The 20810-nt window shown below is 60.6% G+C and carries 17 protein-coding genes and 2 pseudogenes; 14 read left to right on the top strand and 5 right to left on the bottom strand.

The window, feature by feature from the left end; genetic code table 11:
• Nucleotides 1–32: 32 nt before the first annotated feature.
• Nucleotides 33–1253, top strand: a complete 1221-nt coding sequence (locus ACMFWR_RS01115; RefSeq protein WP_413193225.1) for a CobW family GTP-binding protein — start codon at nucleotides 33–35, stop codon at nucleotides 1251–1253.
• 181 nt (nucleotides 1254–1434) lie between these two features.
• On the opposite strand, the gene ACMFWR_RS01110 is transcribed toward ACMFWR_RS01115, so the two are convergent.
• Nucleotides 1435–1713 carry an HU family DNA-binding protein gene (locus tag ACMFWR_RS01110; protein ID WP_413193224.1) on the bottom strand — a complete coding sequence of 93 codons (279 nt, stop codon included), beginning with the start codon at nucleotides 1711–1713 and terminating at the stop codon, nucleotides 1435–1437.
• A gap of 322 nt (nucleotides 1714–2035) precedes the next feature.
• Here ACMFWR_RS01110 and mnmC point away from each other — a divergent pair, with 322 nt between their 5' ends.
• The 5 genes from mnmC (at nucleotide 2036) to ACMFWR_RS01085 (ending at nucleotide 9167) form a co-directional block, all read left to right on the top strand.
• Nucleotides 2036–4141 carry an FAD-dependent 5-carboxymethylaminomethyl-2-thiouridine(34) oxidoreductase MnmC gene (gene mnmC / locus ACMFWR_RS01105; protein ID WP_413193223.1) on the top strand — a complete coding sequence of 702 codons (2106 nt, stop codon included), beginning with the start codon at nucleotides 2036–2038 and terminating at the stop codon, nucleotides 4139–4141.
• 650 nt (nucleotides 4142–4791) lie between these two features.
• On the top strand, nucleotides 4792–5994 hold the full coding sequence (locus tag ACMFWR_RS01100) for a cation:proton antiporter (protein WP_413193222.1): 1203 nt from the start codon (nucleotides 4792–4794) through the stop codon (nucleotides 5992–5994).
• Nucleotides 5995–6083: 89 nt separating this feature from the next.
• Nucleotides 6084–7199 carry a YbdK family carboxylate-amine ligase gene (locus tag ACMFWR_RS01095; RefSeq protein ID WP_413193221.1) on the top strand — a complete coding sequence of 372 codons (1116 nt, stop codon included), beginning with the start codon at nucleotides 6084–6086 and terminating at the stop codon, nucleotides 7197–7199.
• 570 nt (nucleotides 7200–7769) lie between these two features.
• On the top strand, nucleotides 7770–8486 hold the full coding sequence (locus ACMFWR_RS01090; protein WP_413193220.1) for a MarR family winged helix-turn-helix transcriptional regulator: 717 nt from the start codon (nucleotides 7770–7772) through the stop codon (nucleotides 8484–8486).
• Nucleotides 8487–8717: 231 nt separating this feature from the next.
• Nucleotides 8718–9167 carry an SET domain-containing protein gene (locus ACMFWR_RS01085; RefSeq protein ID WP_413193219.1) on the top strand — a complete coding sequence of 150 codons (450 nt, stop codon included), beginning with the start codon at nucleotides 8718–8720 and terminating at the stop codon, nucleotides 9165–9167.
• Between the two features lie 8 nt (nucleotides 9168–9175).
• On the opposite strand, the gene ACMFWR_RS01080 is transcribed toward ACMFWR_RS01085, so the two are convergent.
• Both ACMFWR_RS01080 and ACMFWR_RS01075 read right to left on the bottom strand, forming a co-directional pair.
• Nucleotides 9176–10609, bottom strand: coding sequence for a sensor histidine kinase (locus ACMFWR_RS01080; protein ID WP_413193218.1), 1434 nt, complete (start codon nucleotides 10607–10609; stop codon nucleotides 9176–9178).
• Nucleotides 10610–10621: 12 nt separating this feature from the next.
• A complete protein-coding gene (locus ACMFWR_RS01075; RefSeq protein ID WP_121082134.1) occupies nucleotides 10622–11308 on the bottom strand; it encodes a response regulator transcription factor in 687 nt (228 codons plus the stop codon).
• 182 nt (nucleotides 11309–11490) lie between these two features.
• On the opposite strand from ACMFWR_RS01075, the gene ACMFWR_RS01070 reads away from it, so the two are divergent.
• Entirely contained in the window at nucleotides 11491–11733 is a 243-nt protein-coding gene (locus ACMFWR_RS01070; RefSeq protein WP_413193217.1) for a DUF3717 domain-containing protein, read from the top strand.
• A 23-nt stretch (nucleotides 11734–11756) separates the two neighbouring features.
• Here the strand turns inward: ACMFWR_RS01070 and ACMFWR_RS01065 are convergent, their stop codons facing one another.
• Nucleotides 11757–12053 carry a 4a-hydroxytetrahydrobiopterin dehydratase gene (locus ACMFWR_RS01065; protein WP_413193216.1) on the bottom strand — a complete coding sequence of 99 codons (297 nt, stop codon included), beginning with the start codon at nucleotides 12051–12053 and terminating at the stop codon, nucleotides 11757–11759.
• A gap of 175 nt (nucleotides 12054–12228) precedes the next feature.
• Between ACMFWR_RS01065 and ACMFWR_RS01060 the strand changes: the two genes are divergently transcribed.
• The gene (locus ACMFWR_RS01060; RefSeq protein WP_413193215.1) at nucleotides 12229–12732 is read left to right on the top strand and encodes an Lrp/AsnC family transcriptional regulator; all 504 of its coding nucleotides are present in this window, start codon (nucleotides 12229–12231) and stop codon (nucleotides 12730–12732) included.
• A 425-nt stretch (nucleotides 12733–13157) separates the two neighbouring features.
• The gene (locus ACMFWR_RS01055) at nucleotides 13158–14729 is read left to right on the top strand and encodes a hypothetical protein (protein ID WP_413193214.1); all 1572 of its coding nucleotides are present in this window, start codon (nucleotides 13158–13160) and stop codon (nucleotides 14727–14729) included.
• Between the two features lie 111 nt (nucleotides 14730–14840).
• On the opposite strand, the gene ACMFWR_RS01050 is transcribed toward ACMFWR_RS01055, so the two are convergent.
• Nucleotides 14841–15428 carry a class IV adenylate cyclase gene (locus ACMFWR_RS01050; RefSeq protein WP_413193213.1) on the bottom strand — a complete coding sequence of 196 codons (588 nt, stop codon included), beginning with the start codon at nucleotides 15426–15428 and terminating at the stop codon, nucleotides 14841–14843.
• Nucleotides 15429–15743: 315 nt separating this feature from the next.
• Here ACMFWR_RS01050 and ACMFWR_RS01045 point away from each other — a divergent pair, with 315 nt between their 5' ends.
• The 5 genes and pseudogenes from ACMFWR_RS01045 (at nucleotide 15744) to ACMFWR_RS01025 (ending at nucleotide 20775) form a co-directional block, all read left to right on the top strand.
• Entirely contained in the window at nucleotides 15744–17057 is a 1314-nt protein-coding gene (locus ACMFWR_RS01045; protein ID WP_413193212.1) for a hypothetical protein, read from the top strand.
• A 236-nt stretch (nucleotides 17058–17293) separates the two neighbouring features.
• Nucleotides 17294–17980: pseudogene (locus tag ACMFWR_RS01040) on the top strand (GMC family oxidoreductase); the annotation flags it as partial.
• A 165-nt stretch (nucleotides 17981–18145) separates the two neighbouring features.
• Nucleotides 18146–19132, top strand: a pseudogene (locus tag ACMFWR_RS01035) (GMC family oxidoreductase); the annotation flags it as partial.
• Nucleotides 19133–19225: 93 nt separating this feature from the next.
• On the top strand, nucleotides 19226–20005 hold the full coding sequence (locus ACMFWR_RS01030; RefSeq protein ID WP_413193211.1) for an ABC transporter ATP-binding protein: 780 nt from the start codon (nucleotides 19226–19228) through the stop codon (nucleotides 20003–20005).
• Nucleotides 20006–20013: 8 nt separating this feature from the next.
• On the top strand, nucleotides 20014–20775 hold the full coding sequence (locus tag ACMFWR_RS01025) for an ABC transporter ATP-binding protein (protein WP_413194720.1): 762 nt from the start codon (nucleotides 20014–20016) through the stop codon (nucleotides 20773–20775).
• The last annotated feature ends 35 nt before the right edge of the window (nucleotides 20776–20810 follow it).

Genomic DNA, 20810 nt, shown 5'->3' with positions numbered 1-20810 from the left:
GGCGCGCCAGCCCGTTTCCCATTTGCCCTTCGATGACCGACTTCTCTCTGCCCGTTACCCTGGTGTGCGGTTTTGCCCGTGCAGGTAAAACAACCGTTCGCGAGCATCTGGCCTCACACGCTTCGAAGCGTGTCGTGACGCTCGAGGACATCGAACCGCTCATACAACTTCGTGAGATCGCCGCGACGCGCGGCGCCGATGCGGCGGTCGTCGAACTGCCTGGCTGGGCGGAGCCGATGTCGGTCGCTGAGTCCTTCGTGGACGACGACGATACGCTCGGCGATGAACCCCCGTTGGTCCATATCGATACGGTCGTCACGGTGGTCGATGCCACGTCGATCCTCAAGGATCTCGCGTCATCGGACAGTCTGAACGAGCGAGGCATCCCGGCACCCGATGGCGACGATCGGACGATCGGTGAAGTCGTCGTCGAGCAGATCGAATTCTGCGACGTCCTGCTGATCAACCGGGCGGCTCACATCGACGAAGCCGATCTCGACCGGTTGCGCCATGTGCTTGCGAAGTTGAATCCGCGCGCTCAACAACTCATGACGGACGACGGGAAGGTCGATGCCGACACGATCGTCGATGCAGCGCTGTTCGATTTCGAAGCGGCGGCGTCAGCGCCTGGCTGGTTGGTGGCGCTCGATCACAATGCGGCTTCGCTTGTCCATGACGACGCAGCAGGTGCAGGCATGTTCGTCTATCGTGCCCGGCGTCCGTTTCATCCTGCGCGATTCTTCGGCTTGCTTCACGACGAATGGTCAGGCGTGTTGCGCAGCAAAGGTTATTTCTGGATCGCGTCGCGCAATGACATGGCCGGCACGGTTTCGCAGGTCGGACAGACCTGCCGCCACGGCCCCGCGGGGTTCTGGTGGATTGCGCAACCTGCTGAAGAATGGCCCGACGATGAAGCCTTCAAAGCTGAGCTCGCTCATGACTGGTTTTCGTCGCCCGATGCCGAAGGCCGGGAAACGGTCGGTGATCGACGTCAGGAACTCGTCCTGATCGGCATGCATCTCGACCGCGATGCATGGCAGCGCAAACTCGATGCGTGTCTGCTCACGGACGCCGAATTCGCGGGTGGCCCCGACGGATGGTCTGCATTTGAAGATCCGTTCCCCGAGTGGGAAGACGATCATGATCATGACGACCACGATCATCCTCATGGCGATCACGACCATGACGACGAACCGGATCATGGTCACGATGATGACCACGACCACGGGCACGGGCACGATCACCGTCACTGATCACACGTGCTCGCCCACATGTTGGGTATCCAGTATCGGAGACCATTCGGGCCGGACGAAAAAAAACCCGCCGTGCGTGGCGGGTTCCGGTATCCGATCGTTCGTCCATCACTGACGCCCTGCGGCGGGCTTTACCGCGATGTGAAGATCGTAAGCCTTGTCGGCTCGAAGGCACGGACCGTTACTTCTTGTTCACTGCGTCCTTGAATGCCTTGCCGGCGGTAAACTTGACCGTCTTGGCGGCCGGGATCTTGATCGTCTCACCCGTCTTCGGATTGCGGCCCGTGCGTGCTGCACGCTTGCCCGAACCGAAGCTGCCGAAACCGATCAGCTGCACTGCGTCACCCTTGGAAACGGATTTCTTGATCACGTCCAGCAGCGTGTCGAGCGTCTCGCCAGTTTGCGCCTTGCTTGCGCCCGTTTGTCCGGCGACGGCGTCGATCAGTTCCTGTTTATTCATGGAAGTCCTTTCTGAGTTAGGTTTAAACGGACGGCACAAACGCGCCGATTATACGTGCGTCCATTGCGCCATCGACCGGTCAGCCCCGCCAGATAAGGCGTTGCGGGCGCCGACCCAACTTGCAAAACCACGCGAGCACTCGTCGCGCGGCCATGATACCCCAACGGAAAGCCTGTAAACACGGGCCTTTGCGGGTTTTTTACAAAATTCAGACATGAGCGCGCGACCGAGACACACTTCCACTCTACTGCTTGAAAGCCTTATGTATCAAGGCTTTGCGGGCAATCAACCAAATCGTTGAGGCGTAAAAACGCCGATTGACATGACCCACGTTCCGGTGGCATCCGACGACCCGAGTGACTTGAGCGCGCGCTGGCGCGATCGCTCGATCTACACCGTGCTCGATTTGCGAAGCGTCGCGAGAGAGGAATTTCTGCGCGCATGGCGGCAATGGCGTGCCGATTCGTTCGCGAATCGCTGCGCGACATTGCACTTTGTCGCTGTCATCGCCAACTGGAAAGCAGAGGACAAGGGCAGCGCGAACCGGTCGATCAGTTCGGTATATGCCGCAACGCATGCCGAGACCGATCAAAAACCCGAGCGAAACGGAAACGCGACTGCGGCGGATACGGATAGCTGTACGGATGCGCTCGACGCGGCCTGGCCGACGCGCGTCGCCGGCATGCATCGTATCGAGTTCGAACAGGGTCGAGTTGTGCTGACGCTTGCGTTTTCAAGCGTGGCCGATGCGCTTGCGGAACTCTGGCTGCGCGCGGATGAAGTTCGATTCGACGATTCGTCGATCAGCTCGGATGCAGACGCATCCGCTCGCAGTGTTATTAAAGGGATCGCGCGTCTGGCCGGTGTCGATGCGACATTGATCGTGGCTGGCGATGCGGTGAACATGAGTCCACTATTCAGCGCATCGGGCTTTCAGGCACACCCGGACGCGGCATCGACATCGACATCAGAATCGACTCCACTGACCCGAACCTTCCGGTTCGCACCCCGATGGCGGGTGCGCAGGCACGAGCCTCCCGCAGCTCGACTCGCCCGAGATCGGGGTGGCTTCACGGTAAATGCATCGGCCTCAAATACATTTAATCCGGAAGCCGCATCAGCACCAACGATGAAGACGCATGTGCCGTCCACCAACTCGCTATCTGCGCCTCAATCAAATACCCGATCACCAACCGAGGCGGGGCGCGTCGACGCCATCATCATCGGAGCCGGACTTGCCGGCTGCGCGCTTGCCGAGCGACTGGCATCGCGCGGTCTGCGCCTTGCCATCATCGATGCAGGCGATGGCCTTGCTACCGGTGCTTCAGGGAATCCCGCGGGCGTCTTTCATCCTGTCGTGGCGAATGACGACAGTCTCGCTTCGCGTGCAACCCGTGCCGGCTTTCTCTATGCGCTATCTCATTGGCACTCGCTCGAACAACGCGGTTTTCCATTCGACTGGCAAGCCGACGGTCTGGTCCAGGTTGCGACGAACGCAGACGAAGAGGCGTCATTGCGAACCGCGATCGAATCGTTCGATCTGCCCCGTGATCTCGTTCGATATGTATCCGTCGAAGATGCAGAACACTTGCTGGAGGTTCGACCCGCCTTCGGCGGGTTGATGTTCGAACGTGGGGGAAGGGTGAACCCGGCGTCGCTGTGTCATGCGCAGATTCGCGCTGCCCAGGCATCCACGTCAGTCGATCTGATCTTTGATCGACGAATTGATCGCCTCGAGTCTCTCGACGATATCTGGTTTGCATACGATGCCGAAGGCGAGTGCATCGCGCAGGCACCCGTCGTTGTGGTCGCCAACTCAAACGACGCGTCGCGACTCGCGTCACTTGCCTATGCACCGACACGTCCGATTCGCGGTCAGCTGACCTGGGTCGACGACACGGCGTTGGCCGCGCTCAGACTTCCGTTGATTGGCGACGGCTACCTGCTGCCCCGTACGGAAGGATCGACGCATCAATTAACGGGCGCCTCGTACGAACTCGACGACGAAGACACCGCGTTGCGCGAGACGAGTCAGCGCGAAAACATCGGTCGCCTCCAACACCTCGTGCCAGCAAGCGCGTCCGCTCTGGAGGACCCTGCACGCACATTGCCCCTGACTGGACGTGTCGCGCTACGTTGCGCAACAAGCGACCGGATGCCGATGATCGGCCAGCTCGGCGATGAACATGCGGCACGCTCGAATGCCCCTGCACTCAGCGGTGCCTGGCCACTCGACCTGCCCCGCCAACCCGGGCTGTTCGGCGCCTACGGCTACGGCTCACGCGGCCTGATCTGGGCGGCCCTCGGCGCCGAAATCATCGCGTCCCAGGTGATGGGTGAGCCGTCGCCCGTTCCGCGCAGCCTGCTCGATGCATTCGATCCGGCACGGTTTCTCATGCGCGCGCTGCGGCAACGCGACATTCAGTAAGGCACGCCGGGCGCATTCTGCTTATCCACACAATCCTGTTGATAAGCGGGGGATATCCCCGGTGCGAAATGTGTGGACCGATTGGGCACAACTGACCGACAGGAAAAAACGTCCGGAAGGTTCTCCCGAGCTCCGGCGAGCACTCCACTTCGTACGCACCCGGTTATTCGTTCCACAACATCATGAATTAAAAGCAGAAAGGCGAGTTATCCACAGAAAACTGCCGGCCTTGTTAACTTCTACTATGTGTATACACACAAATACGTTAACACCCTTAAAGACCTCGCTATCGGACGCCGGAAACACCGGAACAGACCGAAAAGCACTCGCCTGACCTTCTTCCCGACCGCCTCAAGCGGAAGGGCAGCGAAGCTATGGCACAATGCCCGGGCAACTTTTCGCACGCTTTGTGCGCAGAAGAATCCGAACGCCCCGCTCGAGCGTTCGTCAAACCGCCAGATGCCGAGGTCATATCCGGCACGTCCGGCACTCAGTCTCGCGAGGCCTGTGTTCGTTGAACGCAGCGACTCGCAACCGCGTTCAAAACGGGCGACAGCGAATGCTGCGTCCCGAGACCAGGCATGCCGGATGCGCAACGCGCATCGGTGCTCGGCATGCCGGTCCCCATCCGACAGGAGGAATTACCGTCAATGAAGTCTGCGTTCGCCTTTTTGCCCGCATGGCCGCTGACCGCCGATATCGCTTTTTGGGTCGGTCTGACACTGTTTGCCGCCGGTATTTGCGGCGAGCTGTGCTGGCGCGCGTGGCGAGTGCCGCGTTTGATCGGGTACGGTGTGATCGGCCTGGTGGCCGGTCCTGCCGGACTCGGCGTGATCGACAATGCGCTTGCGGAAGACGCCCGATTGCTGATGGACATCGCCATCGGCTTGTTGCTGTTCGAGCTGGGTAGCCGCGTGAGCTTGCGATGGATCCGCCTCAATCCCTGGCTGATTGCATTGAGCCTCGGCGAATCGACGCTGACGTTTATCGCGGTGTGGTTTGCACTGCGGATGTTGCACGTGCTGCCGATGACGGCCGCAGTTGCTGCAACGATTGCCATGGCGACTTCACCGGCGATGGTCATTCAGCTCAGGGCCGAACTCAAAAGCGAAGGGCAGGTCACCGAGCGGCTCATGACGCTCGCCGCACTCAACAGCATGTACGCGGTCGTCGCGCTCAAGCTGCTATCGGGATGGATTCACCAGGAGTTCTACGGCAACGTCTGGGCCACGCTGATTCAACCACCGTTTTTCATCATCGGTTCGCTTTTGCTGGCCTACGGATTGGCACTGAGCTGCAATTTCTTTTTTCGGCGCGTCAGCAGTGCCGACGAACATTCGTTCGTCACGTTACTGGGCCTGATTCTGCTTGCGATTGCGATCGCCCATATGCTTAAGCTGTCGACGATCATGGCCTTGCTTGCCGCCGGCATCATCTTCAAGAATCTCGACCCGCGTCCGCAGCTTTGGCCCTCGCACTTCGGAACGGCAGGCTGGATGCTGACCGTTGTGTTATTCGGCGTCACGCTCGTTTCATTCGAATGGAAGTACATCCCGCTCGGCGGCGTGGCGGCATTGGCGTTGATTGCCGCGCGGTTTCTCGCGAAATTCGTGGGATCGCTGGTGTTTGCGCGGCCAAGCGGATTGAACTGGAAGCAGGGCGGCGCGCTGGGTATTGCACTGTCGCCGATGTCGGCACTCGCGTTTTTGCTTGTATCGGACACCTATACGCTCTATCCGAATTTCGATCCCGCGCTGCGCGCCATCGTGATGTGCTCGATCGCGGTGCTGCAGCTCGTCGCACCGTTCCTCGTCTATCAAGCGCTCGCTGCCGTCAACGAGCGGGGTCAATGAGTGTGGTCACTGCGTGCGGCCGAACTTGCCGGCCCACGCATTCGATGAATCCACGCCCATAACAACACGAAACAACAGGACACGCACGCATGGCACTTGAACCATTCAATCGTTCGGAGCCGTTTACCTTCGGGGTCGAGCTCGAACTTCAGATCGTGAATCTGCACGACTACGATCTGACCAATGCATCCTCCGATCTGATGCGGCTGATACGCGAGCGCAAGGTTCCCGGCGATATCAAGCCGGAAATCACGGAAAGCATGATCGAGATCGCGACGGGCATTTGCACAACGTTTTCGCAGGCGCGAGATGAATTGCGCACGCTGCGCGACGCGCTCGTGTCGGCTGCGGACAAACTCAACGTCGGCTTGTGTGGTGGTGGTACACACACGTTCCAGCAATGGAACGAACGCCAGATTTTCGATGCGCCGCGATTCCAGTATCTGTCCGAACTCTACGGTTACCTTGCCAAGCAGTTCACGGTGTTTGGCCAGCACGTGCATATCGGCTGCCCCGAAGCGGATAGCGCGCTGTTTCTGCTGCATTCGCTTTCGCGCTTCATCCCGCATTTCATCGCACTGTCGGCGTCTTCGCCGTATGTGCAGGGTGTCGATACCGGCTTTCATTCGGCGCGGCTCAATTCGGTGTTTGCGTTTCCGATGTCCGGACGTGCGCCGTATGTGCTGACCTGGGACAACTTCGACGCGTACTTCACGAAGATGGTGAGTACGGGCGTGATTGGCAGCATGAAGGACTTCTACTGGGATATTCGACCGAAGCCCGAGTTCGGCACGATCGAGGTCCGGGTGCTCGACACGCCGCTATCGGTCGATCGGGCGGCCGCGCTTGCGGCCTACATCCAGACGCTTTCGCGATATTTGTTGCTCGAACGACCACTGACGCTCAGTGAAGACGATTACCTCGTCTACACCTTCAATCGATTCGAAGCGTGCCGTTTTGGTCTCGGGGGAACGCTGGTCGCACCGGAAACGGGTGAGCGCCGCATGATTGCCGATGATGTGCTTGCCACGCTCGAACGTCTTGGACCGCATGCGGAAGCGCTGGGCTCGACCGATGCACTCGACGAGATCGCTTCGATCGCACGCAGCCACATCAACGACGCGACCTGGCTGCGCGAAACGTATCGGCAGGGCGGTTCGTTGCCCGAAACCGTGCGGCAGCAATGTCTGCAATGGCGAACCTGAACTGCACAAGCGAGTTCGGGACCGGACATGCCGACTCGCGAGCGTGAAGCGCCACAGCCGGTGGCTCGAATAGCGGTGCCATCGGCGATGCTTTCAAAAGCCCGCAGCCGACGTAGCACGCTGTCAGAACTATGGCTTTTTTGTGTCAGTTTCTTTCCCATTCTGTTGAGGCGTTGTTCCCGACGTGTGTCAGCGCTGTCCCTCAACTGAATTTTTTTATACGAACAAAATTTTTTCGGGCCCTGTGTCTTTGAAGGTTTACAGGTTTACGTATGTATACTTCGTAGTAGTTAACAAGCCTTGCCCAAATCTGTGGGAAAGTCGTGTTTCCCCATGGAGATCAAGGGGTTCTGAAACGTAGAACCGCACGGATAACGGCGGGATTCTGAACGGGAAGACGGGGGTATCTTTTCGGGTCAGAGACCGCAGTGGCAATTATCCAGATTCTATCCACATGTTTAGCCCACCTTATCCCCTGTTTATTCACAACAGCCTGTGGATAAAGTCACTGAAATGTTTTTTAGACTCGCTTAGAATGCTGAAAAAATCAGAAGCGAGTTCAACGCGAAAATGACCAAAGTTGCGCAAGTAAGTGAAGACGCAGGGGTTAACGGGGATCGGCCGGCAGACCGGATTACGCAAGGATTGCTTCGCCTGAATACGGCGATGCGCAACCGTGCGTGGAACTGGGCCGAAGGCGCAGGGCTCACGCCGACGCAAGGCGAGATCCTGATGCTGCTGATGCAACGCAAGGCACCACTGCGACTCAATGACATCGCTCGTGAAACCGCATTGACCGCGGCCACGACGAGCGACGCTGTCAGCACGCTCGAAGAGAAAGGGCTTGTCGAAAAGCGTCGTGCGGCGGATGACCGCCGTGCACTCGCCGTCAAGCTGACCGCACGCGGCCGCACGGCCGCCAAGCGCGCCGCGCAATGGCCTGGCTTCGTGTCGGGTGCGCTTGATTCGCTGCGCGACGAAGAGCAGACCGCGCTCTACAGCGGCCTGTTCAAGCTGATCCGCGAACTCGAGATTCAAGGCACGATGCCCGCACACCGCATGTGCGGTACGTGCCGCTGGTTCGAGGCGGACTCGGGTGAGGGCGCATCGGCACGCCGCGGCGCATCGCGTGCGGCCAAGGCACCCAAGGTGGTCGACGTGTCGTTCCGTTGCGCGACGCTCGCCCAGCCGCTCGACCGCGGTTCGCTCCGCCTGGATTGCCTGGCTTACGAGGCAGCCGACGCAGCGACTCAGGTCCGGAACTGGAAGCTCCTCAAGCAGGCCTGAATGCTTTGATTTCGCCCGCGGGTGCCCGGTCTTTGACCGGGTACATGCGGCGACATCGGCGAATTCTTTCCGACTAGACTGAACGCACGGCTGTGTGCGATGCATCGGCGTCGATCGATGCACATTCGCAACGCAGATTGAAAGTGTGCAGTGGCAACGGTAGGATGCCGCTGCGTGCGCGTCGGTGGCGCCCACGCTTTTTATTCACGCGTCGTTCAAAAGGAATCGTCGATGACTTCACGCAGAATTGTCGTGCGTCGCTCAGGTGTGCATGGCAAGGGCGTGTTTGCCGCGTCGCGCATCGCAGCCGGTGAGCGTTTGCTCGAATACAAGGGCGAAGTGATTTCGTGGAAGGAGGCTCTGCGCCGCCATCCGCACGATCCGGACGACCCGCACCACACGTTCTATTTCGCGCTGGATAGCGGCGACGTCATCGACGGCAAGATCCATGGCAACAGTGCCCGCTGGATCAACCATTCCTGTGCGCCGAATTGTGAGGCCGAGGAAATCGAAGGCCGCGTGTTCATTCACGCGCTGCGCGCGATCAAGAAGGGCGAGGAGTTGTTTTACGACTACGGTCTCGTCGTCAACGAGCGCTACACGAAGAAATTGCAGCGTGAGTACGAATGCCGGTGCGGCGCGCCGGACTGCCGGCATACGATGCTGGCGCCCAAGCGCTGATTGAAGCCTTAAACGAGCGGCAGGCGGATCACGAAACGCGAACCGCCGCCGGTCGCATTTTCATAGTGGATCGTGCCGCCGTGCAGTACGACGATATCGCGCACGATCGCCAGACCCAGCCCCGCACCGCCTTCCGATTCACCGTGCCCGTCGCCGCGGAAGAAGCGCTTGAACAGATCGGCGCGCATATGCGGCGGCACGCCCGGACCATTGTCTTCCACGGCCAGCTCGGCGAGCGGGATATCGGCCGCTGAGCCAAAGCGCGACACCGCAATGGTGATGCGCCCGTCGTTCATGCGATGCGGCGGCACGTATTTGATGGCGTTGTCGATCAGGTTCGCGAGCACTTCACTGAGCAGGACGGGATTGCCGTTGACGATCAACCGCTCGCGTTCCTGCGGTGCTTCGGGCTCGTTGTCACCCGCAAAACCGAGATCGATATGGCGCGCGATCGCGCGGGGCACCCATTCGGCACCCGTTTCGAATGCGATCTCGCCAAGGTCCACGTGCACGAACCGTTTGGTTTGCTCCCCGGGTTCGGCGCGCGCAAGCGACAACAACTGATTCGAAAGACGCACCGCGCGGTCGGCCGACGCGCGTAGTTCATTGACCGCCGCGCGTTGTGCGATATCGTCGCGCGCATTGACGGCTTGTTCGGCGTGCAGCTTGATGGCCGTCATCGGCGTGCGCAGTTGATGGGCCGCATCGGCGATGAACTTGCGTTGCGCATCGAGCGCGAGGTTCAGGCGATCGAGCAAGCCGTTGACTGCACTGGTCAGCGGGCGGATCTCGATGGGCACATAGGTTTCGTCGACGGGCTCGAGCGAGGTGTGCGTCTGTCTGTTCAGCGAGTCGGCGAGTGCGCCGAGCGGGCCGAGTTGCTGATTGACGACGCGCCACACGATGATCGAACCGACAAGCAGCAGAATGATCAGCGGCAGCATGATGGCCGACAGAAATTCGCCGGCTAGGCGATAGCGGCGCCCGAAGCGCTGGCCGACCTCGATGATCAGCGGTCTGCCGTTGACGCGCGGCGCGAGGACCTGCGCGACGCGCACACTATTCCCTTCGAAGGTCGCGTCGAACAAGGTCGCACGGTCCATGCGACGCACGTCGGTACCTTCAAGAGGGAGATCCGGGTCGCCCGCGAGTTCGATCTGGCCGTCGGTCACGCGATAGACGAGCTGCTCGACCGGGTCGGAGAACATGGCTTCGGCGAGCGAAGGGACGGTTTCGTCCGCTCGATCTGCCGAGACATGAACTTCCTGGGCGATGGCGGTCGCGAGATCAGAGAGCGACCGGTCGACGACGCGTTCGGTGTATTGCAGCGCGAGGCCGAACGCGATCAGGCCGCTCGCGATCGCGAGCAGCGAGAAGGGTGCCGCAAGCCGGCGCAGCAGCGACCGGCGCAGACTCGGTGCCGGTCCGCTGCGAAACGGCATGCAGTTCCTGGGTTACGAAGCGGGTCGGATTTCCTGGAGCAGGTAGCCAAAGCCGCGAACCGTCACGATTTCCACGCGACAGTTTTCGAGCTTGCGGCGCACCCGGTGCACATAAACTTCGATCGCGGTGTCGCCGAGATCGCCGCCGAAGTGCGTGAGGTGATCCTGGAGCTGAGCCTTGCTGACCACACGGCCGTGACGCAGCAAGAGCAGTTCAAGCACCGCGAATTCGCGCGGCGAGAGTTCGAGCGCTTTTTCGCCGTTGAAGATCCGGCGATCGACACCCGACAGGCGCAGGCCACCGAGCGTGACTTCCGGACGCGGAACGTCGTTGTGCGGACCGCTGCGGCGCATGACAGCGCGGATGCGCGCTTCGAGTTCAGCCGGTTCGAACGGCTTGATCATGTAGTCGTCGGCGCCGACGTTCAGGCCTTGAACGCGATCGTGGAGTTCGTCGCGAGCCGTCAGCACGATAACCGGCGTGTGGCGATTGCCCTGGCGGAAGCGCGTGAGCAGCGTCATGCCGTCGATGCCGGGCAAGCCCAGATCGAGGATCACCAGTTCATGGCGGTTTTGCGTCAACGCCTGTTCGGCGAAGATGCCGTCGTGAACCATATCGACGGTGAAACCAGCCTGTTCGAGGCTGCTCTGGATGCCCCGTGCGATCGGGCGGTCGTCTTCAATCAGCAGGAGTCGCATGTCATTCACTCAAGTACAATTTCGGGGGTCACCCGGGAGCCCGTCTCGCCGGCTGGCGATCGCAACGTTTGTCGCGAGCGATTAGACCGGATTTTGCCGGACAGCGTTGGCGCGGCGTGTTACTGATCATTATCTTCGCCGCACTCGCCGGCCACGGGCGGCACTATCGACATCGGAGTCGCATGCCCGACATCTCCATTACCGAACTCGAAGCCGCAATCAATTTCTGGCGAAACCGCTCGCCTTCGCAGGGCGATGAAATGTCGTTGGGTTTCGAAGCCAGCGCGCTAAGCAAACCTTATGCGCAAATGATTGTACAGCGCCGAAACTTCATTGACCTTACGGAACTTGACAAGGCAGCGATCGACGCGTGGCAAGCGTTTACGACGTTATCGTCTACCCCGGAAGCGGGCGATGCAAGCTGAACCGGGCATCGGAATACACCCGGTTAACCCGCAGACACGACTTTTTCAATGAATTGGGCCAGCTCGATATCGCGCTGCGTCAGGCCACCGGCTTCATGGGTGGAGAGCGTGATTTCGACTTTGTTATAGACGTTGAACCACTCGGGATGGTGATTCATTTCCTGGGCTTTGATTGCCACGCGTGTCATGAATCCAAAGGCCGCGTTGAAGTCGTCGAACTTGAATGACTTGTGCAGTGCGTCGCGACCTACTGAGGGCTCCCAGCCGGGCAAGGCGGGGAGCTTGGATTTGCGTTCTTCCGCGGTGAGCTTCGTGACCATGGCTTGCGTCCTCCGTGTTGGGGTTTGATTTCAACCATGAGCATCGGTTCGGCCTGGATAAACCCTGCCGTCGAAAACGTGCGTGATCGAGTCGTCATCGGCACGAGTCGATTGTGCCAGAAGCGCACTATGCGATACTGCCGCATCAAAACGACGAACAATGCGGAGCAGACACATGGTTGAGCTCGATCATTTCGACCTCGCGCTGCTGGAGGTTCTTCAACGATACGGCCGTGCAACCCATCAACAGCTGGGTGAGCAGGTGCCGCTTTCCGCTTCCCAGATCGGCCGTCGTCTTCAGCGGCTCGAATCGATCGGTGTGATCGACGGATATCGCGTCGTACTCCGGCCCGAAACGCTCGGGCTTAGCGTGACTGCTTTCACGAGTCTGCGTCTCAAGCATCACGGCGATTCGATCATCGAACAGTTTCAGGAGCAGATCGATCTGCTTCCCGAAGTACTCGAATGCCACGCGGTCGTCGGCGATGCGGACTATCTGCTTCGCATTGTCGCGCCGGATCTCAATGCCTTGTCTGCGTTCGTTATGAAAAAGCTGATGCGCGTACCGGGTGTCGATAGCGTGCGGTCGAATATCGTGCTGACCACGTTCAAGCGTTCGGGGCCGCTGCCGCTCGGGCATCTGGCCGACGGGGCACGGTCAATTCCGCCGCGAGGTTAGCGGCGACGCGGTTCCCGTTAAGTGCCGCTCAATGCCTGACTTGCCCGGCGTTCTTCGCACCTCGTCCGCACGGCGTGATTCGCGATATTCGATGCGCAGCTTAGGCAAATAATTTAACGCCATCCGGTGAAAACTGAGGAATGCAAACATCGCATTCTGAAAGGGGTTTTCGCATGGAAGGTTCGGTCGTGTATCCAGGCTCAAGCCGGAGGAATTCGTCGGGGTATGGGTCAGGGGGTATCAAAGCCAATCCATCGCGCGACGGAGTTGTGCAGTCAGGCAGTCGTTCAAATACCCGCTCTACTTTCCTCCAGCGCATGACTGCGGTTCGCGTGGAGTCGTCCTTCCAGCGCTTTTTGTTCAACGTCGGCTCGCTCCTGACACGGCGGACGTACGAACACGCGAATTCGGAGGACGCTCTTAGAATGCGACTCGACGCGCAAGCACGGAAGTTCAGCTACGCACAAACCTGGAATCAGGAGCGGCGCGACAAAGAGACCCTGGAAACACTCGACCTTCTCGATGAAATGCGCGGCAAGATTCGTTCGTGCACCATACGAGAAGTCCCCCAGTCGTTCGTTTCTCTTTTGAGTTCTCATCATTTTGTTCAGGCGCTGATGGGGTATCAAGAGGGGGATGCCGAAGCGCTGGTCAACCGCTTTCTATCGATCCTGAATACAGCTGAGCGACGCCATATCGCCTATTCACAGCAATCGCTGGATTTGCTTCTGGGGCCTGCAAATCCCGGATCTCCAAAGGGAAGCACGAGCCTGTTCTCGTGGATCGTCAACGGTAGCAGTCCGTCGGACAGGACGATCCGGCGTTTCGGGCGAGCCTTGTACGCCGCGTTGCATTCGAAAGGCGATGCGATGGCCAGACAACGAGCAGCAGAACGCGTGAAGTCGCTCTTGCTGCAAACTGGTCATGGTCGGACTCAAGACATGAACGCGTATCGGGCACTGCTCGACTACGTTAAGCGCCTCGATTACCGCACTAACTCCAATGCGGGCAAAGCCTTGCTCGATGTCTTTCATCGTACCGGTCTGCTGACAGACTCGTCTCGCAGGCTCGTGGCGGAAGCCTTCGCCTCGACGAAGCATATGAATGACCGGGTCGATCAAAATTACGCAGTCTTCTCGCATCTGTTGCGGCGCCTCGAAGAAAACAAATGGGGCATCGTTTCTGCGAATCTGGATGAGTCGAGCAGCAGCGCATCGGAATCGGAGGATGTGTCAGGTGCTGAAGCGTTTGAGGAAAACAGTCTGAGTCGATCTTCGAGTTCGGCCGGGTCACGGGCCTCGTACTACCGGGCGGAAATCAGGCCGGCGCGGCAAAGCCAGGCATCGACGGCTCCTTCGACACCGCCGGAGTCGAAGTGCGCGCCCGCATTGAACGAACGGCGTCATTCCGATTCGGGAGACCGGCGCCTCAACAATGACGAAGACGACGAATTCAACCGTCAAAGTCGGCCTGAGGGTGATGCGGGAAGTGTGCCGATGCGCCGGGCAAGTTCCGACGAAACGGGCCAGCGAGTCTCGTTCGGCGAGGCAGGATTGACGCGGACAACGGTTGAGGTGAAGGGTGATGCGCGTGCACAGCCAGGCATCAGAGAGATCAAGAGCGATACCGATCTTGAAGAAGCCAGGCCGAAAAAGGCGTTGATGCCTGTTCGAAACGTGCCGCCTGCGCCGCCACCGCCACCGGGTACGAGTCGCACGAACCCGAAGGTATCCGGGGGGGCGGACGCACCCACCGGATCTTCACCGCCTTCCCGCGCACGTTCAGACCTTTTGGCCCAGATCCGGGCAACCAGATCGGATCAGCAACAGAAATACACCGATCCAGCCTTGATCGCCAGGTTGAACTCGCTCGGATCAAACCAGAATGGCCTTTCCATTAATCCGTTGACCACTGCGCTTACGACAAGGGCCAAAGCGATGGCGCCGCAGAGCAGCGTCGATTCGGATAGCGAGGCAGAAAGCGACTTCAATGATTAGTTCGGGGGAACGCCGATCAGGCAGAACGTCGGCGTGGGCACTGTCTACGCGGCGTTTGCGAGTAGGCGAGCCTGACTGAGGAGCTGCCTGGCAGCTCCTCGGACTTCATCGCTATCGCGCCGGCGGCCAAGCCGCTTCGACGGCTTCGGCCTTGCCGTTGCCGTTGACCTTCGCGCCGCCGTCATAGTGCGGGTCGAGCAAGTCGGCGTACGACATCGGTACGAGGTCGCGCTCGGAGACGCCGAGCTTCTCGAACATTGCTTGCGCTTCCTCGTATCCCGACTGCTCGCTTTCGTCCTGCGCGAGCACGACTTCGAGTTCGAGGAACGCGCCGAGGTTGTCGACGTGGTCGAGGTGGATCCGCGTGCGGCCCACGAGGTACACCGTGCGTTCCTTCTGCACGATGGTACGAACCTTCAGCGCCGCTGACAGCAGCGCCAGCATCGCGTCAGCATCGCTGACCGGGCTCTTCTGGTAGTACGACACCTTCGGACCGTCGCGGTCGTCACGTTGATAAAAGATGAGTTCCGCGCGCTGGCCGTCGTCGAAGCGGCGAAGCTTCATACGACCCGACGGCACGTCGAAGAACGTGTCTTCCTGACGAAAATGCATCGGGGCCTGATCGGCGAGGGCGGCCGCGCGTTTGCGCAAACCTTCGTCGTCGCGTGCGTGTGCCTTGATCTCGATATTGCGGGCCATGGAGTTCTCCAGTCGTCGAAAGAGCAGTGTACCGAAACGATTGTGACGGATCCGTGCGAGCAAGCACGTTACACGATTTGCCCCGTCGTCGTCAGACGAAGCTGAGCGGCTGAAGGAAGCAGCTCCGGCGCATCGCGCTGCAACGTTGTAGCCGTGGACCCTGCGCACTGCGGGCGTTCATCGGCTGACACACGTGTCGCGTGAGCATCCGACCGCCCGTGCCGTGGAGAGGATGGCATTGAGCGAATCGGAAAAGTAGGCCGGGCGCAAAGACGGGACAGTGAGTGCTACCTCATGTCGACTCAAGAGTGAATCATGCTGAATGCCTTCCGCAGTGCGTTTGGAGCCCCGCTCAGAGGCGCGTCGTCTCACGTGCGTCTGAGTGACTCGGAACGCCAGTCGGCGTCGGCGGCATCGGGCATCCATCCGCCGGACGAGCTGGCGCATGCGCATGATTCACGGGCGTTGACTGAGGCGTGTTTCGCGGTGAATCCGGCGTTCGACCCCAACCCCCCGGACGCCGACACCCGCCTTGATGCCAGCCTCGATACTCGCCCCGGTTTCTTCCCCGGGCAGGACACTTCGCTGGCCGCGACGGCACTCGCGTCTACCGTGGCTACCCAAGTTTGCAGGGCAGGGATGGAGGCGGGGGCAGGGACGGAGATGCTCGCCGAATCGATCGCCGGTTGGCTCGATATTTTTTCCGGGCCATACCCCGAGAGCCGGGTGACAGCGGGTTGGCTCATGTCCGACGTGTCAGCGTGTATTGCAGAGTGCGCGCTCGCCATGTTTCCCTCCGGGGCAGCGGTGTCCAGAGAATCCGTGGCGTCGGTTCTGCATTCGCCTTATCTGCTTCAGGCGCTCGAGAAAGTGCGTGACCATGTCATCGAAACGTCTAACGCGCAGGACATGTCGCTCGACCTCGAATACGCTGCGCGGCTGGAACCTCTCTATCTCGCGACCTTACGCAAAGCGTGTGTCGCCGGCCTCATCGAACCCGGGTCCGTGTTGGGTCTGCTTGTTGGACACGCAGGGCAAGTCAGCGTCATCCCGCCGGGCGGCGCGTCGAAGCGTCCGCAACGCGTTATCCGGGGTGTCGCATCGTTGATGCATCATTTCTTGTCGGTCAGATCGCTCGATGATCACACGGCATTCGAATTCGCCGGCACCATCGATGCCGCTCTTCGATCCGCGCACTGGGAGTACGGGGTGGCCATCGAGCGCGCGAGGTGGCGACGCGAACTGACGCTGCTTAAAGGCTATGGGACAAACGGGTCGAGCAATCCGTACTCGGTGCTCGCGCTCACGGATGCTCGGCCCCACAAGCTTTTGCTGGTCTCCGCGCTCGGTCACTATGACTTGCTCCCTGACGCAGCGGAATGCCACGAAAAGCGGTCCCGGCATCGCGCCCGTGCGCTGACATCCGCGCTCAGGCGTTTGACCCGGGGCATCACCTCGGGCTGGGGTGATGCGGACAGCGAGAGGTGGCTATCGGTTGCTCTGGACGAGGCATTCGGTCACAGGGCACTGGAGACGATGCGCATGCGGCATATCGAAGCGGCCGAGGAGCGAGTGCGTCGGGCGCGTGCCCTTATCTGGAATCTGGGCATGTCGGGTCTCGGGCCGTGATCGGGACCGCATCGCCGATTCAGTTTGCAACGCCGGGCATTGCACAAGGCAGAAAGCGCTCAGGCAGCAGGTGCGCGCAGTAATGCGCAGCGAGGCGATCCGGCGTGACAGCACGACTGCGGGGTTTCCATAAGTGCCCGGTCATCCGACTCAAGCAGTCGTAGAATGCAAAAAAGAGGAGATCGAGCGATCACGCGCTGGCGCATCGGATCGCCGAGACCTGAGAGGAGACGGCAGTGGCCCAGCATGAAGGCGAGTTCGACTATGTCATCGTAGGTGCCGGTACGGCGGGCTGCGTGCTGGCAAACAGGCTCACGGAGGATCCGTCGGTCAGCGTGCTGTTGCTAGAGGCAGGGGGCAAGGACGACTACCACTGGATACATATTCCGGTCGGCTATCTCTACTGCATCGGCAACCCGCGCACGGATTGGCGCTATCACACCGAGGCGGAGCCGGGTCTCCATGGGCGTACGCTCGGTTACCCACGCGGTCGTGTGCTCGGCGGTTCGTCGTCGATCAACGGCATGATCTATATGCGCGGCCAGAAGGAAGACTACGACGGCTGGGCGCGCGCCACGGGCGACGCTGGCTGGTCGTGGGAGTCGGTACTGCCTCTGTTCAAGCAAAGCGAAGATCATCACGGCGGCTCGAATGCATGGCACGGCGCCGGCGGGCTATGGAGCGTGCGGCGTCAACGCCTGCGCTGGAAGATTCTCGATGCGTTTGCGAGTGCCGCCGGACAGGTGGGCATTCCACCTACGCCCGATTTCAATCGCGGCGACAACTTCGGTGTCGGCTACTTCGAAGTCAATCAAAAGGGCGGCTTGCGCTGGAGTGCGGCGAAGGGCTTTCTGCGCCCGGCAGCGAAACGTACCAATCTCACGATCATCACAGGCGCGCAGACGACGCGTCTGTTGCTCGCGCCTCTTGATTCGGCGGCGGGCGATTCTGCGACCGGCGCTCCGGGGGCCGGCCGTCCGGTGCCCGGCACATCGGCGTCAGGGGCTCCGGGGGCCGGCCATCCGGAGGTTGGCGGTGGTGGCGCAGGCGACTCGCATGCCGCCCGCACCGCGGCAAGCGGCAGCGTGCCGACCCGTTGTTGCGGCGTCGAGTTTCTGGGCGGCGGCGAGCTTCGACACGTTCGCGCGCGTCGCGAAGTGTTGCTTGCGGCGGGCGCGATCAATTCACCTCAACTGCTCGAACTGTCGGGAATCGGTGATCCCGAGCGCCTCAATGCGCTCGGCATACGGGTCGTACAGGCATTACCCGGGGTCGGGGAGAATCTTCAGGACCATCTGCAGCTGCGCATGAGCTTCAAGGTGCGCAATGTAACTACGCTGAATACGCTTAGCGCAACGTGGTGGGGCAAGCTTGCAATCGGCTTGCGCTATGCGCTGTTTCGCAGCGGGCCGATGGCCATGGCGCCGTCACAGCTCGGCGCGTTTGCTCATTCAGGTGAAGATCCGAGCGGACGCGCGGATCTCGAGTATCACGTTCAACCCCTGTCGCTCGACCGCTTCGGTGAGCCCCTGCACGCATTCGACGCGTTCACGGCGTCGGTCTGTCATGTCCGCCCAACGTCGCGCGGGAGTGTGCACATTGCCTCTGCCGACCCATTGCAGCCGCCGCGGATCGCGCCGAACTACCTGAGCACGGATTACGACCGCCGTGTCGCCGTGCATGCACTTCGGCTGACGCGCCGTATTGCCGAGGGAGCGGCGCTCGCTCCGTATGCCCCGGATGAATACAAACCCGGCGCGGCGTTCCAGACGGATGACGAGCTGATGGAGGCAGCCGGTGCGATCGGCACCACGATCTTCCATCCGGTCGGCACGTGCAGGATGGGTCGGATCGGTGAAGCCGACACGGTCGTCGACAGTCATCTGCGTGTCATTGGTGTCGACGGCCTGCGCGTCGTCGATGCATCGGTCATGCCGACCATTACGTCGGGCAATACCAACTCGCCAACGGTCATGATTGCCGAACGCGCGGCCCGATTGATTGGTGAGAGCGCCAAAGCAGGCGCAATGACGTCTGAGAAGGTGGTGCGTGGCGAGCCCATTACGTCAATTTAAGTAAGTGCAAATCCCAATGAGTCGGGTCGCGTGCGTGGGCGACAATCGACGGACTAAAAAGTTGGCCAACCCAGCGTCTCCACGGCACGGCACATGGCGCACAACGACACGATCCTGGAAACACGGGGCTTGACCAAGGAGTTCCGTGGTTTTACTGCGGTGAACGAGGTGAACCTGCGAGTGCGACGCGGGAGCATTCACGCGTTGATCGGCCCGAACGGCGCAGGCAAGACCACCTGCTTCAACTTGCTGACCAAGTTTCTTGTGCCGACCGCCGGGCAGATTGTCTTCAATGGCGTCGACATCACGGGCGAGCGGCCGTCGCAGATCGCACGGCGCGGCATCATCCGCTCATTCCAGATTTCCGCGGTCTTTCCGCATATGACGGTGCTGCAGAATGTGCGCGTGGGGCTTCAGCGTGCCGTCGGTTCCGCCTTTCATTTCTGGCGCAGCGAGCGCTCGCTCGATTCGCTCGATGCGCGTGCGATCGAATTGCTCGATGAGGTCGGCCTGGCCGACTTTGCCCAATGGCGTGCCGTCGAGTTGCCCTATGGACGCAAGCGCGCACTCGAAATTGCGACGACGCTCGCCATGGAGCCGGAACTCATGTTGCTCGACGAGCCGACGCAAGGCATGGGTCACGAGGACGTCGATCGTGTCACGGCATTGATCCGCAAGGTTGCGGCGGGCCGCACGATCCTGATGGTCGAACACAATATGAACGTCATTGCGGGCATCTCGGACCGCATCACGGTGCTTCAGCGTGGCGAAGTATTGGCCGAGGGTTCTTATGACGAGGTGTCGACGAACCCTCAGGTGATCGAAGCCTATATGGGCAGCACGGACGCCGCACTGCGTGGAGCACACGCATGAGCGCACCCATGTCGCAGATTCCGCAGGCCGAGCTGCCCGAACTCACGCTTGACTCGATGCCTGCGCTGGAGCTTGCCGGGCTCGAGGCGTGGTACGGCGAGTCGCACATCCTTCATGGTGTGGATCTGACGGTGGGCCGCGGCGAGGTCGTCACGCTGCTCGGCCGCAACGGCGCGGGCCGCACGACGACGCTGCGCGCGATCATGGGCCTCACCGGCCGGCGCAAGGGATCGATCCGCATTGCCGGTGAAGAGACGATGGATTTGCCGACGTATCGCATTGCGTCGCTCGGTGTGGGGTATTGCCCCGAAGAGCGCGGCATCTTTTCGAGCCTCTCATGCGAAGAGAATCTGTTACTGCCGCCGGTACGCGTGAAGGGCGATGCGGCGCAGAACGCGATGTCGCTCGATGAGATCTACGCCATGTTCCCGAACTTGCGCGAGCGGCGTGCGAGTCAGGGCACGCGCCTGTCGGGTGGCGAGCAGCAAATGCTTGCCGTCGCGCGAATCCTGCGCACCGGCGCGAACCTGTTGTTGCTCGACGAGATTTCCGAGGGTCTTGCGCCGGTCATCGTGCAAGCGCTCGCACGCATGATCGTGACGCTGAAGGCGCGCGGTTTCACGATCGTGATGGTCGAACAGAATTTCCGGTTTGCGGCGCCGCTCGCCGACCGTTTCTATGTGATGGAGCACGGGCGCATTGTCGAGCACTTCGCCGCAAGCGAACTCGAATCGAAGATGCCGGTGCTCAATGAATTGCTCGGGGTCTGATGTATCGGGATGGATGTATCGAGACTGATGTATCG

This window comes from Pararobbsia alpina (assembly GCF_965118125.1).
In the GTDB taxonomy this organism is placed as follows: Bacteria; Pseudomonadota; Gammaproteobacteria; order Burkholderiales; family Burkholderiaceae; genus Pararobbsia; species Pararobbsia alpina_A.
This window is presented reverse-complemented; position numbering and strand designations above follow the sequence as displayed.

Bases quoted from the DNA above. Each gene is read 5' to 3' on its own strand.
- ACMFWR_RS01065 (WP_413193216.1), bottom strand. From the start codon at position 12,053: ATGGTCACGAAGCTCACCGCGGAAGAACGCAAATCCAAGCTCCCCGCC.
- ACMFWR_RS01045 (WP_413193212.1), top strand. From the start codon at position 15,744: ATGCTGAATGCCTTCCGCAGTGCGTTTGGAGCCCCGCTCAGAGGCGCG.
- mnmC (WP_413193223.1), top strand. From the start codon at position 2,036: ATGACCCACGTTCCGGTGGCATCCGACGACCCGAGTGACTTGAGCGCG.
- ACMFWR_RS01080 (WP_413193218.1), bottom strand. From the start codon at position 10,609: ATGCCGTTTCGCAGCGGACCGGCACCGAGTCTGCGCCGGTCGCTGCTG.
- ACMFWR_RS01100 (WP_413193222.1), top strand. From the start codon at position 4,792: ATGAAGTCTGCGTTCGCCTTTTTGCCCGCATGGCCGCTGACCGCCGAT.
- ACMFWR_RS01060 (WP_413193215.1), top strand. From the start codon at position 12,229: ATGGTTGAGCTCGATCATTTCGACCTCGCGCTGCTGGAGGTTCTTCAA.
- ACMFWR_RS01025 (WP_413194720.1), top strand. From the start codon at position 20,014: ATGTCGCAGATTCCGCAGGCCGAGCTGCCCGAACTCACGCTTGACTCG.
- ACMFWR_RS01050 (WP_413193213.1), bottom strand. From the start codon at position 15,428: ATGGCCCGCAATATCGAGATCAAGGCACACGCACGCGACGACGAAGGT.
- ACMFWR_RS01075 (WP_121082134.1), bottom strand. From the start codon at position 11,308: ATGCGACTCCTGCTGATTGAAGACGACCGCCCGATCGCACGGGGCATC.
- ACMFWR_RS01030 (WP_413193211.1), top strand. From the start codon at position 19,226: ATGGCGCACAACGACACGATCCTGGAAACACGGGGCTTGACCAAGGAG.
- ACMFWR_RS01070 (WP_413193217.1), top strand. From the start codon at position 11,491: ATGCCCGACATCTCCATTACCGAACTCGAAGCCGCAATCAATTTCTGG.
- ACMFWR_RS01115 (WP_413193225.1), top strand. From the start codon at position 33: ATGACCGACTTCTCTCTGCCCGTTACCCTGGTGTGCGGTTTTGCCCGT.
- ACMFWR_RS01090 (WP_413193220.1), top strand. From the start codon at position 7,770: ATGACCAAAGTTGCGCAAGTAAGTGAAGACGCAGGGGTTAACGGGGAT.
- ACMFWR_RS01110 (WP_413193224.1), bottom strand. From the start codon at position 1,713: ATGAATAAACAGGAACTGATCGACGCCGTCGCCGGACAAACGGGCGCA.
- ACMFWR_RS01095 (WP_413193221.1), top strand. From the start codon at position 6,084: ATGGCACTTGAACCATTCAATCGTTCGGAGCCGTTTACCTTCGGGGTC.
- ACMFWR_RS01055 (WP_413193214.1), top strand. From the start codon at position 13,158: ATGCGACTCGACGCGCAAGCACGGAAGTTCAGCTACGCACAAACCTGG.
- ACMFWR_RS01085 (WP_413193219.1), top strand. From the start codon at position 8,718: ATGACTTCACGCAGAATTGTCGTGCGTCGCTCAGGTGTGCATGGCAAG.